This window comes from Kitasatospora sp. SC0581 (assembly GCF_048159585.1).
Classification (GTDB): Bacteria; Actinomycetota; Actinomycetes; order Streptomycetales; family Streptomycetaceae; genus Kitasatospora.
Genome location: NZ_JBLRWA010000005.1, coordinates 257,972 through 271,453 on the forward strand (window position 1 = coordinate 257,972; position 13,482 = coordinate 271,453).

The 13,482-nt window shown below is 72.8% G+C and carries 10 protein-coding genes; 6 read left to right on the forward strand and 4 right to left on the reverse strand.

Annotation, left to right across the window (positions count from 1 at the left end):
* Positions 1–135 precede the first annotated feature (135 nt).
* Positions 136–1,104: an alpha/beta fold hydrolase gene (locus ACLWS4_RS12095; protein ID WP_380739456.1), complete on the forward strand. Its 969-nt coding sequence runs from the start codon at positions 136–138 to the stop codon at positions 1,102–1,104.
* 43 nt (positions 1,105–1,147) lie between these two features.
* On the opposite strand, the gene ACLWS4_RS12100 is transcribed toward ACLWS4_RS12095, so the two are convergent.
* The 3 genes from ACLWS4_RS12100 to ACLWS4_RS12110 form a co-directional block, all read right to left on the reverse strand.
* Positions 1,148–2,620: a VWA domain-containing protein gene (locus ACLWS4_RS12100; protein WP_416874084.1), complete on the reverse strand. Its 1,473-nt coding sequence runs from the start codon at positions 2,618–2,620 to the stop codon at positions 1,148–1,150.
* Positions 2,617–3,498 (reverse strand): AAA family ATPase, encoded by an 882-nt coding sequence (locus ACLWS4_RS12105; RefSeq protein ID WP_416874085.1) that lies wholly within the window; start codon positions 3,496–3,498, stop codon positions 2,617–2,619. Before ACLWS4_RS12105 ends, ACLWS4_RS12100 begins: the two co-directional genes overlap by 4 nt.
* 194 nt (positions 3,499–3,692) lie before the next feature.
* Positions 3,693–4,361, reverse strand: a complete 669-nt coding sequence (locus ACLWS4_RS12110; protein ID WP_049650670.1) for a hypothetical protein — start codon at positions 4,359–4,361, stop codon at positions 3,693–3,695.
* 595 nt (positions 4,362–4,956) lie between these two features.
* Between ACLWS4_RS12110 and ACLWS4_RS12115 the strand changes: the two genes are divergently transcribed.
* The 4 genes from ACLWS4_RS12115 to ACLWS4_RS12130 all read left to right on the forward strand — a co-directional run bounded on the left by ACLWS4_RS12115 (position 4,957) and on the right by ACLWS4_RS12130 (position 8,586).
* A complete protein-coding gene (locus tag ACLWS4_RS12115; RefSeq protein ID WP_074003698.1) occupies positions 4,957–5,685 on the forward strand; it encodes a TetR/AcrR family transcriptional regulator in 729 nt (242 codons plus the stop codon).
* 186 nt (positions 5,686–5,871) lie between these two features.
* Positions 5,872–6,528, forward strand: a complete 657-nt coding sequence (locus tag ACLWS4_RS12120; protein WP_416874086.1) for a DUF6230 family protein — start codon at positions 5,872–5,874, stop codon at positions 6,526–6,528.
* A gap of 2 nt (positions 6,529–6,530) precedes the next feature.
* The gene (locus tag ACLWS4_RS12125; protein WP_241852985.1) at positions 6,531–7,061 is read left to right on the forward strand and encodes a DUF6114 domain-containing protein; all 531 of its coding nucleotides are present in this window, start codon (positions 6,531–6,533) and stop codon (positions 7,059–7,061) included.
* 283 nt (positions 7,062–7,344) lie between these two features.
* A complete protein-coding gene (locus tag ACLWS4_RS12130; RefSeq protein WP_380780567.1) occupies positions 7,345–8,586 on the forward strand; it encodes a globin domain-containing protein in 1,242 nt (413 codons plus the stop codon).
* A gap of 79 nt (positions 8,587–8,665) precedes the next feature.
* Here the strand turns inward: ACLWS4_RS12130 and ACLWS4_RS12135 are convergent, their stop codons facing one another.
* On the reverse strand, positions 8,666–10,069 hold the full coding sequence (locus tag ACLWS4_RS12135) for a selenium-binding protein SBP56-related protein (protein WP_416874087.1): 1,404 nt from the start codon (positions 10,067–10,069) through the stop codon (positions 8,666–8,668).
* A gap of 96 nt (positions 10,070–10,165) precedes the next feature.
* Between ACLWS4_RS12135 and ACLWS4_RS12140 the strand changes: the two genes are divergently transcribed.
* Entirely contained in the window at positions 10,166–13,462 is a 3,297-nt protein-coding gene (locus tag ACLWS4_RS12140; RefSeq protein ID WP_416874088.1) for an alpha/beta fold hydrolase, read from the forward strand.
* The last annotated feature ends 20 nt before the right edge of the window (positions 13,463–13,482 follow it).

Consider the following 13,482-nt stretch of genomic DNA (forward strand, 5'->3'; position numbering starts at 1 on the left):
GCCGAGGCCGTCCCGGGGTTCCGGGGCGGCCTCGGCCGCGTTCGGCGGCCGGGGTTCCGGGGGCGGCCGACTGGGCAGGGTCGGGAGTGAACGGATGTTGTCACCGGATGTTGTCACCGGATGGGGAGTTGCGAGTTGAACGACGCGATCAAGCACGGCGAGGTCGTGGTGAACGGCGTACGGCTGCACTACGCGGAGCAGGGCGAGGGGCCGCTGGTCCTGCTGCTGCACGGCTTCCCGGAGAGCTGGTACTCCTGGCGCCACCAGTTCGCGCCGCTCGCCGAGGCCGGCTACCGGGTCGTCGCGCCGGACCAGCGCGGGTACGCCCGCAGCGAGCAGCCCGAGCGGATCGACGCCTACACCCTGCTGCACCTGGTCGGCGACGTGACGGCGCTGATCGCCGCGCTCGGCGAGGAGAAGGCCGTCGTGGTCGGGCACGACTGGGGCGCGCCGGTGGCCTGGGCCGCCGCGGCGCTGCGGCCGGACCTGGTGCGCGGGGTGGCCGGGCTGAGCGTGCCGCCGCTGCCGGCCGGGCCCGGCACCCTGTCCGCGGCCCGGGAGAACTTCGGCGAGGGCTTCTACCAGATCTACTTCCAGGAGCCGGGCCGGGCCGACGCCGAGCTGGCGGCCGACGTCAAGTCCAGCCTGCGCCGCATCCTCTGCGGCATCCAGCCCGACGGCGAGCCGCGACCGTGGATCGTCCCCGAGGGAAAGAAGCTGCTGGACACCGTCCCGGAGCCGGAGAGCCTGCCGGACTGGCTCACCGACGAGGACCTCGACGTGTTCGCCGCCGACTACGCCCGGCACGGCGAGAACGCCTTCACCGGGGGCCTCAACTGGTACCGCAACATCGACCGGAACAGCGAGCTGATGACGGCGTTCGTCGGCCAGCGGATCGACGTGCCCGCGCTGTTCGTGGTCGGCGAGCGGGACCTGGTGAACGCGATGATCGCCCCGGAGGCGGTCCAGTACCTGCTGACGCACCTGACGCCCCGGCTGCACCGGCACGTCCGGCTGCCGGACACCGGCCACTGGACGCAGCAGGAGCGCCCGGCCGAGGTCACCGAGGCACTGCTGGACTTCCTGGCGCACCTGGACAAGTAGCCGGCCGGGGCACCGGGCGCGGCCTCGGGGGCCGCGCCCGGTGTCAGACCGGCAGGAGGCGGGCGATCAGCTCGCCGAGGCGGCGGGCGTTGCGGCAGGAGTGCATCTCCACCACGCCCGCGTAGACGAGGGCGGCGGAGTCGCCGGTCGGCCAGAGCGAGGGCTGCTCGGGGTTGAGCCAGAACACCCGGCGGGCCCGGGCGGCGATCCGGCGCAGCGCGTCCGGGTTGGGGTCGCGGTGGTTGTTCCTGGCGTCGCCGAGGACCAGCACGCAGGTGCGCGGGCCGACGGCGTCCAGGTGCCGTTCGGCGAACTCCCCGAGTGCGGAGCCGTAGTCGCTGTTGCCGTGGTAGCCCGTGACCTCGGCCTCGGCGAGGATCCGGGCGGCCAGGCGTGCCGGGTCGTCGCCGCCGCGCAGCAGGCCGGTCACCTCGGCGGTGCGGTTGACGAAGGCGAACACCCGGACCTTGCTGAACTGTTCGCCCATCGCCTGCACCAGCAGCATGGTGAAGTCGGCGAAGCCCGCCACCGAGCCGGAGACGTCGCACAGCAGCACCAGCTCCGGGCGGGCCGGACGGCGCCGCCGGTACGCGGGGCGCAGCGGCACCCCGCCGGTGCCCAGCGAGCGGCGTAGGGTGCGGCGCAGGTCGATCTCGCCGCGGGCGGCGCGCCGGCGCCGGGCGGCCAGCCGGGTGGCCAGCTTGCGGGCCAACGGGTGGACGGTGCGGCGCAGTTCGGCGAGCTGGTCGCGGCCGGCGTAGAGGAAGTCGACCCGGTCGGCGGTGGGGGCGACGGCGCGTTCGGCGATCCGCTCGGGGCCGCGCAGCTCGGCGACCCGGCGGCGGGCCTCGCCGGCGGCCATCGCGCGGAAGTCCCGGATGCGGCGGCGGATCTCGTCGGCGAGTACCCGGTCGGAGAGGTCCCGGTCGGCGGGGCCCCGTTCGGCGGGGTCCCGGGCGCCGGGCCGTTCGCGCAGGGCGGCGAGGACGCGGGCGAGCAGCGTCTCGGGGGCGAGCCGGCCGAGCGCCTGCTGGGCGGACCAGCCGCCGGAGCCGGGGGAGCCCCCGCTGCCGGGGGAGCCTCCGGTGCCGTACCGGCCGAAGGCCTCGATCAGCTCGCCGGCCAGCCGGGCCTGGGCGGCGCGGTCGTCGGCGGCCAGCGCGGCGGCGAGGCGCTCGCGCAGCTGCTCCCGCAGCGGGTCGGGGCGGCCGAAGCGCGGCGGTTCGGGGTCGTCGGGGACGGGCGGCGGGTCGGCCCGGACGGCCTCCGGGGTGCCGACACCGAGCGGGAAGAACAGGTCGAAGGCGGCGTCGTAGACGGTCCGTTGGGCTTCCGAGCGGAGCAGGGCGGCGGCCAGGCCGGCCCGCATCTGCTCGCGGTCGGCGAAGCCGAGGACGTCCAGGACGGCGGCCGCGTCCACCGTCTCGGCCGGGCCGATCCGCAGGCCGTGCCCGCGCAGGGCGCGGACCAGGCCGGTGAGGCGGGCGGCGGTGTCGGCCTCCCGGGGCACCGTCATGCGAGGGTGAGCTTCTGGGCGGCCTTGCGGACGTCGTCCTGGTGCTTGAGGATCACGCCGAGGGTGTCCCGGACGACCGTCTCGTCCAGGGTGCCGGCGCCGAGCGCCAGCAGGGTGCGGGCCCAGTCGATGGTCTCGGCGACGGACGGGGCCTTGCGCAGCTCCATCGCGCGCAGCGCGCCGACCACCCGGACCAGCGACTCGGCCAGCGTCTCGTCCAGTCCGGGCACCTTGAGCCGGACGATGCGGCGCTCCAACTCGGCCTCGGGGTAGTCGAGGTGGAGGAAGAGGCAGCGGCGGCGCAGAGCCTCGGAGAGCTCGCGGGTGGCGTTCGAGGTGAGCAGCACGAAGGGGCGGCGCTCGGCGGTGATGGTGCCCAGCTCGGGGACGGTGACCTGGAAGTCGCTGAGCACCTCCAGCAGCAGCGCCTCCACCTCGACGTCGGCCTTGTCCATCTCGTCGATCAGCAGCACGGTCGGCTCTTCGCCGCGGATCGCGGTGAGCAGCGGGCGGGCGAGCAGGAACTCCTCGCCGAAGATGTCGGTGCGGGCCTCCTGCCAGCCCTCGTCGCGGCCGGCGGTGATCCGCAGCAGCTGCTTGGCGTGGTTCCACTCGTAGAGCGCGCGGGCCTCGTCGATGCCCTCGTAGCACTGGAGCCGGACCAGCCGGGCGCGGCCGATCGCGGCCACCGCCTTGGCGAGTTCGGTCTTGCCGACCCCGGCCGGGCCCTCGACCAGCAGCGGCTTGCCGAGCCGGTCGGCGAGGAAGACGGTGGTGGCCACGGAGGTGGAGGCCAGGTAGCCGGTGGCGGCCAACTGCTCGGCGGCGTCCGCCACCGAGGTGAAGAAGCCCGTGCCGTGCCCGCCGTCGTCGCTCATCCGCCTGCCCCGTTCCGGTTCGCCGTCTCCGTGCGGCGCCACCCTACCGGCCGGTCACTTCGCTGTCTCGGGGACGGGCGTCCGGGGTCGGGGGCGGGCGTTCCGGTTCGGGGACGGGTCCGGCGCAGCGGCGTACGGCCCGGTGAGGGTGCCGTACGCCGCCGTCGTCAGGACGGGCCGCGGGGGCCCCGGCGTCAGTTGACGAAGAGCGCCGGGCTGCCGGCGACGGAGCTGTCGAGCACCGGGCCGTAGGTGGCGCTGAAGTAGCCCGTCGAGAAGCACAGGCTCGGCCCGGACACCAGGGCGAACGGCTGGCCGGCGAAGCCGATGGTGTTGCCGGTGTTCGAGGTGGTGCCGTTGATCCCGGTGCTGTTCTGGTAGTTGCAGCTGATGCTGCCCAGGATGGTGTTGAGCACCACGGTGGTGCCCATCACGCCGGCCGCGCCGGGGGTGAGCTTGACCGGGTTGCCAGGGGCGTCGCTGACCGTGTTGGTGAACGGCAGGCTGGTGACCGTGACGCTCTTGACGCCGGTGACACCGATGACGTTGGAGGTGCAGGAGCCGAAGGTCTGGGTGTCGAGCCGCTCGACGGCGCTGCCCGGCGCGGCCGGGTTGGCGGTGACGGTCGCCGAGAAGGAGGAGGCGGCACACTTGACGCCGGTCGACCCGGTGGCGCTGTTGTTGAAGTTCGCGGTGGTGCCGGAGACCAGGTTGGCGGTCAGCACGTCGCCGACGGCGACGTCCGGGCCGCTCGGACTTCCGGTGGTCAGGACCGCGCCGGCGGCCTGGGCGGGGGTCACGGCCGCGCCGGTGAGGGCGAGTGCGGCCAGGGCGGCGGTGGCGAGGGTGCGGCTGATGCGCATGAGGGTACCTCTCTCCGTCCGGTGGACGGGGGTGGGGGAAACCCGGCGTGCGGGTGTGGTGGTGTGCACGACGGGGGAGGGGCGTGACGGGTGCCGGAGGCTTCGCACCGGAGACGTCGTACCGTTCCCCGGGTCGCGCTCCGGGCCGCGCTCCGGTCTTCACACCGGATACCTCGGCCCATGCCGAGGGCGGGCGGGCCCGGCGCCACGGGCCCGTCCGTGCGGTACGGCGGTGCGGACGTACGCGAGGGTGGGCGTACGGCGGTGCGGTGGAACTGCGATGGAACTGCGGTGGTACGGCGGTGCGGTGGAGCTGCGGTGCGGCCTTGCGTGTGGCCTTGCGTACGGACGGCGGCGTGGAACACCGCGGCACCGCGCCGTTCGGTCGGGGACGTGCGGTGCCGTCGGGGCCCTCGACGACTGCCACCGTCGCGGTCCCGTCCCCGCCGTGGTCCCGTGGTCCGGGCTTTCGCCCCGGTCCGCGGAGCCCCCGGAGGTCCGGCCGGTGGGCGCCTGCTGGCCCGCCGGTTGGAAACCTGTCAGTGTTGTAAACCCGGTGTTCCATCAATGTCAATACAGGACACAGGAGTTGGTGATGGATCGGAAACACCTCCGCGGAGCCGACGTGGTCCTGCTGCCGGGTGCCCGGACCGGCCGCGATCCGGCCCGCTCGATCAAGCCGGGCCCGCGCCGGCTGCCCGCCGGCGTGGTCGCCGCGACGCAGCGCGATCGACTCCTGGACGGGCTGGTGCGGACCGTCGCCGAGCGCGGCTACCAGCACGCGACGATCAGCGACATCTGCCGCGCGGCGGGCGTGACCAGGCCGGTCTTCTACGAGCTGTTCAACGGCAAGGAGGACGCCTTCCTGGCCGCGCACCGGCACGGCACCGGTGTGGTGATCCGGCGGATGGCGGCCGCCTTCGCGGCCGAATCCGACTGGTGCCGGGGCATCCGGAAGGCACTCGGCGCGATGCTGCAACTGCTGGCGGGGACACCGGCGTTCGCCACGATGGCGGTGATCGAGATCGAGGCGGTCGGTCCGGCCGGCCGCCGGGAGCGGGCCCAACTGCTGACCAGGTTCCGCTCGTTCTTCGCAGAGGTGCCCCAACTTCCGGGCGGGGTCGGGTCGAAGGAGATGGTGGACGCCGTGGTCGGCGGCGTCTACAGCGCGATCTACCGGCGGATCGACTCCGGCCGGACCGAACAACTACTGGAGCTCCTGCCGCTGTTGAGCCTGTTCTGCCTTTCGCCCTTCCTCGGCCCGGCGGAAGCGGCCGAGCGGCTGGGGGTGCGGGACTGGCCGAAGCGGGTCGCGGATTGGTGAAGATCCTTCGTGCACCTGTATTGACCCGGCCAATACCGGGCAGTAGCTTCCCAGTTACCTACCGGCGCCGACCGGTCCGCCCCGCTGCCGAGGGGCGGACAGCCCGGTCGGGCCGGGGAACGCTGTCCGCGCCAGGACAACGTGCCAAGTGCCTGCACACCCATTCCACCCACAGGGAGCACACACATGGCCATGTCCGAGGACGCCGCCACGGCGGCCGAGACCCCGCAGACGCCGAGCGGGCCGAGAAGAGGACGGGTCGGGCTCAAGCGCACCGCCCTGATGGCCGTACCGGCCATCGCGGCCGGTGGCGTCCTGATGGCGCTCACCGCCCAGGGCGTGCTCGCCGCCCAGTTCTCCATCTCCGGCATGCCGTTCACGATCACCGCCGACAAGCTGGACGGCGAGGGCTTCGCCCAGTTCGGCTCGCTGGACTCGATGATCCCCGACAGCCCCAACGCGGGCTCCACCGGCGGCCAGGTGCTGGTCGCGGTGTCGGCGATCAAGAAGGCCGAGATCACCAACCTGTGCCAGAGCGTCGACCTCGGCGGCATCAACCTGGTGATCCACGCGGGCGACGGCGGCACCCCCGTCACCGCCTCCGACCTCACCACCGACTCCGACATGCTGTCCGGCGACGCGGAGTTCAAGAACATCGAGATCGGCGGCGACGCCAGCACGTACACCAAGGCCGGCCCGGTCGGCAAGGGCAACCCCGGCGTGTTCGGCCAGCAGGCCGACCACGTCACGCTGACCCACCTGAACCAGCACAACTACGCGAGCACCGCCGTCGGGTTCAAACTGCCGAACCTGCGGCTGAGCTTCAGCTCCACGGGCTGCTGAGCATGGCGGAGTCCGTACCGGAGCCGGCCGGCACCGGCGAGGGCACCGCGGCACGGGCCGAGGGGGTGGCCGCCGAGGGGACGGCGGCCGCGCCCGCCCAGGCCGTGGCGGCCCCCGTCGCCGAGCCCGCCGCACGCCCGGTCACACGCGACTGGCGGGGCCGGCGACCGTTCTGGGGCGGGCTGCTGGTGACACTCGGCGGCGCCGAGGTCCTGTTCACCCTGAAGGCCCCGCTGCCCGTCATCCTGCACATCGGGATGCAGGGGCTGGCCGGGTACCTGGTGCCCGCGGTGATGCTGCTGTGCGGCCTGCTGATCCTGTTCAACCCGGCGCAGCGGCTGTTCTACTCCATCCTCGCCGTGCTGGCCTCGCTGGCCAGCTGGGTCACCTCCAACCTGGGCGGCTTCGTGATCGGGATGCTGCTCGGGGTGGTCGGTGCCTGTCTCACCTTCGGGTGGCTGCCCGACCAGCCGCTGCGCCAGGGCCGGCAGCGGCGGCTGGAGCGCCGGGAGGCGCGCCGGGCAGGAGTCTGACGACGGCGGTGCCCCGGGTCCTGGTGGTAGGAGAGCACCGGGGCGCGGGGCACCCTTCCGTCCTGCCCGCCCGTTCCGGGGGTGCGTGCGCGCGATGGGGCCCGTGCGCGGTGGGGGTGCGTGCGCGCGGTGGGGGTTCGTGCGCGCTGTGGCCGAAAAGCGTCCCGGTCCGGACGTACCACCGCAAGGGGTCGTTGGTCCCGGGTCTCTCCGGGGCGATCGGCCCTTCTCGTGTCCGGCGGCCCGGCAGTTCACTGGGCGGGACATGGACAACAGCAGCAGCATGAGCACTGGCACCGCCACCGCCACCGCCACCGCCGAGTACGACCGCCTGATCGCCCGCCATCACGCGATGCGCCTGCGACGCCAACTCCTCGCCCCCTCCACCTCGGCCGGCGGCGACCTCGGGTGCAACGCGTACGGGGAGGAGGGCGGCTACGACGGCGCCGCGGACCAGCACGTCATCCGGCGCGACCTCGACCTGATCTCCCCGCTCGCGGACCTGATCGACCACCTCTACGCGGTGATGTTCAGCCACCGCCCGTACCTGCGACCGCTCTTCCCCGCCTCGATGGAGTTCCAGCAGCTCCACCTGGAACGGATCTTCCACCATCTGATCGACCACCTCGACCGCCCGGCCGAACTGGAGCAGACGCTCCGCCAACTCGGCCGCGACCACCGGAAACTGGGCGTCCGTCCGGTGCACTACGAGGCCTTCGAGGAGGCCCTGTGCGCGGCCGTCCGGCACCGGGCCGGCGAGCGCTGGACGGAGGAGCTGGAGGGCGCCTGGGTGCGGATGCTGCGCTTCGCCGTCGGCGCGATGGTGGCCGGCGCCGACTCCGCGCTCACCGAACCCCCGTACTGGCACGCCGTGGTGACCGGCCACGAGCGCCGCCGCCCCGACCTCGCCGTGCTGCGGGTGCGCACCGGCGAACCGTACCCGTACCGGGCCGGGCAGTACGGCACCGTCGAGCACCCGGCGCTGCCGCACACCTGGCGGCAGTACTCGATGGGCTGCGCCCCGCGCGCCGACAACGAGCTGGAGTTCCACGTCCGCCGCACCGCCCCCGGCGGGGTCAGCGCCGCCCTGGTCGAGCACACCGGCATCGGCGACCGGCTGCGCCTCGGCCCGCCGCGCGGCAGCCTGCTGCCCGACGGCGACGCCCGCGACCTGCTGCTGGTCGCGGGCGGCACCGGCCTCGCCCCGATGAAGGCGATCATCGAGCAGCAGACCGCCCACCGGCCGACCGGCCGCCGGGTCCACCTGTTCGTCGGCGCCCGGGACCGCCGGGACCTCTACGACTGGCAGTCGCTGTCCGAACTCGGCCTGCACAAGCCGTGGTTGACCGTCACCCCGGTCACCGTCGGCGAACTCGCCGACGCCGTCGCGACGGCCGGGGACTGGCGCGAGCACCTGGCCTGCGTCACCGGGCCGGCCGGCATGGTCGGCTCCGTCCGCACCCGGCTGACGGCGGCGGGGCTGCCGTCGGCGCAGGTGCGGTTCGACCAGGCGCTGTTCCGGTGACGCCCGCCTGACCGGTGACGCCTGCCTGACCGGTGACGCCCGCCCGTCCGGTCGGGTCGGCTCAGCTGATGACGACCGCTCAGCGGAAGCAGTAGGAGTCGGAGGAGGCGTCGCCGCCCGCCAGGTGGGTCTGGTGGACGCGCAGGCCCCGGAAGTCGGCGCCGTGCGGGAAGAAGCGCTCGTCGACGCTCAGCCCGCCGGCCTCCGGGTCGGCGTCCAGCTTGACCATCCAGGGCTCGATGCCGTCCGGGTAGAACTGGTCGTCCCAGGCGCCGTAGAGCGAGTTGGTGAGGTAGACCCGCCGGCCGTCCCGGCTGATCTCCACCATCTGCGGCGCCCCGCTCAGCGGACGGCCGGGCTCGGCCGGGTGCGGGGTGCGGGCGGTGATCCCGCCGAGCCGCACCGAGCCGGCCAGCCGGGGGTGGAACGGGTCCGAGACGTCGTACTGGAACAGCTCGCCGGTGCCCCATGCCGACACGTACAGCCAGCGGTCGTCCACCGACAGGTTGATGTCGGTGACCAGCGGCGGCACCGCGCCGAACGGCCGCAGCGCGGGCGGCAGGTCCTCGGCCGCGGCCGGCTCGGCGGGGATCTCGATCACCTTGCGCGCGGTGAACGCCGGCCCGTCCCGGTACCAGAGCCAGACCGAGGAGGACAGGTCCTCGACGTTGGTGACCACCCCGGCGAACCCCCACTCCGCCTGCGGGTCGTGCGCCGGGCGCAGCTCCAGCACCATCTGGTACTGGTCGCCGAGGTCCACCCGCTGGAGGTGGCGGCCGGAGTCAAGCTCCCAGAAGTGCAGCGCGTGGCCGTACTTGCGCCCGAGCAGGAGCTCCGGCACCACCCCGCCCTCGACCATCGACGGGGTGCCCCACTCGCTGGTGATGCCCACGTTGGTGCCCAGGTGCCACCAGACGTCGTAGGCGAAGTGCTGCGGCCCGCGCTCGGTCTCCCAGGCGCGCAGCACCTCGAAGGTGGTGTGGTCGAGCAGCGCCACCCCGCCTGGGCCGTCGTTGCCCTCGGCGCCGCCCAGGCAGGACAGGTAGACGCCGTCGGGGCCGCAGTGCAGGGTGTGCGGGCGCGAGTAGCCCGCCTTGGCGGCGAGCTCCTTCGCCTCCACCGTCTTGACCAGCCGCGGGCGGACCGGGTCGGGGTAGGTGTCCATGACGTGCAGCCGGGAGGAGCGCAGCCCCGGCAGCAGCAGGTAGCGCCGCTCCGGGTTCTCGTGGCACGCGTGGGCGAGGGCGCTGGAGCAGGCATTCCAGCCGAAGTGGTGCAACTCGTCGCCGAGCGTGGGGAGTTCGGCGAAGTTTAGGACCTTCCCGTAGCTCGCCGAGTCCGGATCGGTGTCGACGCTCAGCAACGCGTCCGGCCGCCGCCCCGACCGGTCGAACCCGGCCACGTACGCCAGCCTCTCCGGCGGGGCGGCGATCGCCTCGGCGGCCGAACGGTAGAGCGACGGATCGGTGTGCCCGTGCTGCATGCAAACTCCCCAACTCGCCTGGTCTGTCCCGGAAGCGTTCCACAGAACCACCGGCGCACAGCAGGCGCACGAGGGGCGGGCGACTACGCTCACGGGGTGCACAACAGCATTCGCGGGGGGACCTTCCACGCCCCGGTCGTCCAGGCGGACACGGCGCACGTCACGGTCACCGCGCGCCCGCCCACGATCGCGGGGCTGCCGCCGGTCACCTCCGCCTTCACCGGACGCGACCAGGACCTCGCCGAACTCCGCGCCCTGCTGGCCCCGGACGGCCCGTCGACGGTGACGGTCACCGGCCTCGGCGGCATCGGCAAGACCACCCTCGCGCTCGCCGCCGGCCACGCGCTGCTCGGCGAGGGCCACTACTCCGCCGCCCTCTTCGTCGACCTCCGCGGCTACGACGAGACCCCGGTCGAGGCCGGACAGGCCCTCGACACCCTGCTCCGGGCCCTCGGCGTCCCCGCCGAACACATCCCGCCGGAGCAGGAGAGCCGCGCCACCCTCTACCGCGCCCGACTGGAGCAGCACGGCGGCGGCGTCCTGGTCATCGCCGACAACGCCTCCGCCGCCGACCAGGTCCGCCCCCTCCAGCCACTGCCCGCCACCCGCCACCGCCTCCTGGTCACCTCCCGCGAAACCCTCCCCGGCCTCGGCGCCCGCCTCCACCGCCTCGGCGTCCTCGACGCCGAGGCGGCCGTCGCCCTCCTCGACACCGCCGTCCGGGCCGCCCACCCGGACGACGAGCGGATCACGGCCGACCCGGCGGCCGCCGGGCGGATCGCGAAGCTGTGCAGCCACCTCCCGCTCGCTCTGCGGCTCGCCGCCGCCCAGCTCGTCCTGGACCCGCACCTGTGCCCGGACGAGCTCGCCGAGGACCTCGCCGACCGCGCCGCCCGGCTCGATCTCCTGGACGACGGCGAGATCGGCATGCGCATCGTGCTCGACCGCTCGCACCGGCGCCTCACCGAGCCGCAGGCGGAGCTCTTCCGCCTCCTCGTCCTCAACCCCGGCCCCGACATCTCGACCGAGGCCGTCGCCGCGCTGACCGGCACCAAGCCCCGCGAGGTCCGCTCCCGGCTCGCCCGGCTCGCCGGCAGCGCCCTGATCGAACAGACGGCGGGCGGCGGCCGCTGGTACCTGCACGACCTGGTGCGCGACTACGCCCTGGAACAGTCTGGGCCGAAGAGCGAGGCTCAGTGTCGACTGACGAACTACTACCTGACTACTGCTCTGCTCGCGGACAAGGCGGTTTGCGCGCCGTCCGGGATCCGATCTCGTGATGGTTTCCGTGATCGTGTCGAAGCCACCTCATGGTTGAGGAACGAGAGTGCCAACCTGGTGGCGCTTGCTCAGACGGCGACGGTGATCGGCTTCCCGAATGTTGCGCTGCGTATTTCAGAGACCATCGCCCGCCACTTGGTGCAGTGGTCTCGAAGCGATGATGCGACTGCGGTGACCGGCGCGGCTGTTGCCGCGGCTCGCCTTATGGGAGTCAGGTCTGAAGAGGCGGGCGCATGGAACAACTACGGCCTGGCGCTGGACGATGCTCGTCGGTTTGACGAAGCGATCGACGCTTATCATCACGCATGCGCCATCTATCGGGAGATCGGTGATCAACGGGGAGAATCCTTCGCCTGCGGAAACCTCGGAAGTACCCTCGGGACGCTGCACCGTTTCGAGGAAGCGATCAAGGTCACCGAATATTCCATCGTCGTTGGTAGTGGGCATGGCGATCGGCTCTGGGAAGCACGCTCGCTGGGCAACCTGAGCGTTCTTCTCCGAGACGTGAGGCGCCTTGATGAGGCCCTCGATACGTCCAGGCGTGCGTTGGCGATCTTTCAGGAGGCCGGAGATCTAGAAGGCGAGGCGTGCGCCTGGGGATGTGTCGCGGAGATTCTGAGCGACCTGGATCGATTCGAAGAAGCGATCAATGCTCATGAGTGTGCCTTGGCTGTCTATCGCGAGATCGCGGACTGTGGCGGAGAGGCTGTCGCTTTGTCGGACCTCGCACTCACTCTCGAGCGAGCGAGTCGGGTCCACGAGGCCGTAGACCTCTATGAGCTGGCAGATGCCCGTCTACGAGCGCACGGTGACCGGCACAGTGTCGGGCGGAACCTGAGAAACCTAGGTGCCGCTCTTCGGGCCCTCCAGCGGTTCGACGACGCGCTGCGAGTATTCGATCAGGTGCTCTGCATCGATCGGGAACTTGGCGACCGACACGGAGAGGCAAGGACCTGGGGAGGCCTTAGGGCAGTGTTTCGGGACCTCGGCCGGCCCGAGGATGCGGCCGACGCCCACCGGCGGATGGCGCAAGCCGCGGCGGAGGCCGAGAACGCGGTGGCCGAAAGCATTGCGATCATCACATCCCAGCAGGTCATTCCGGCCGGTGACGAGCCGGGCGGAGCCAGTACAGTCAGCCCCATGGAGTTCCGTGAAGACATCCTGGGTGCCCCCTACGAGGCCGCCGAGCTGACGCTGCGGCCGGACGACGAGGGGCCGGTGTGCGCGACCCTCGTCCGGCGGCCGGTGCCCGGGGCGGAGCGCGCCGTGCTCTACATCCACGGGTACAACGACTACTTCTTCCAGACCAACCTCGCCGACCACTACGCCGCGCTCGGCTTCTCCTTCTACGCCCTCGACCTGCGCAAGTACGGCCGCTCCCTGCGCCCGCACCAGTCGCCGAACTTCGTCCGCGACCTCGCCGAGTACGACGAGGAGATCGACGAGGCGGTCCGGATCATCCGCGAGGTCGACGGGCACCGGCAGCTGCTGCTGAACGGGCACTCCACCGGCGGGCTGATCGGCGCGCTGTGGGCCGCCCGGCGCGCCGGGCGCGGCCTGGTGGACGGGCTGTTCCTCAACTCGCCGTTCCTGTCGATGCCGGCCGGGCCCGCCGTCCGCACCCTCGGCGGCCCCGCCGTCACGGCGCTCGGGCGGCTGGCGCCGACCCGCGTCCTGCCGTCCGCGCTCAACCCGCACTACACCCACAGCCTGCACAAGGACCACCAGGGCGAGTGGGACTTCGACCTCACCCTCAAGCGCCCCGAGAGCTTCCCGCTGTACGCGGGCTGGCTGTCCGCGATCCACCAGGGCCACCGGCGGCTGCACCGGGGACTGGGCATCGACGTGCCGGTGCTGCTGATGGCCTCGACCCGCTCCATCTCCACCACCAAGTGGCACAGCGCGCTGCACCACGCCGACGCCGTGCTGCGCGCCGACGACATCGCCGCGCAGGGGCCGCGGCTGGGCCGGCACGTCACCATCGTGCGGATCAAGGGCGGCATGCACGACCTGGTGCTCTCCGGGGAGGCCGCGCGCACCGAGGTGTTCGCCGAGCTGGACCACTGGCTCGCCGCGTACCTCGACGTCGAGCCCGTCGGAGAGCACGCGTGACCTCCGAGCACGACTGGCAC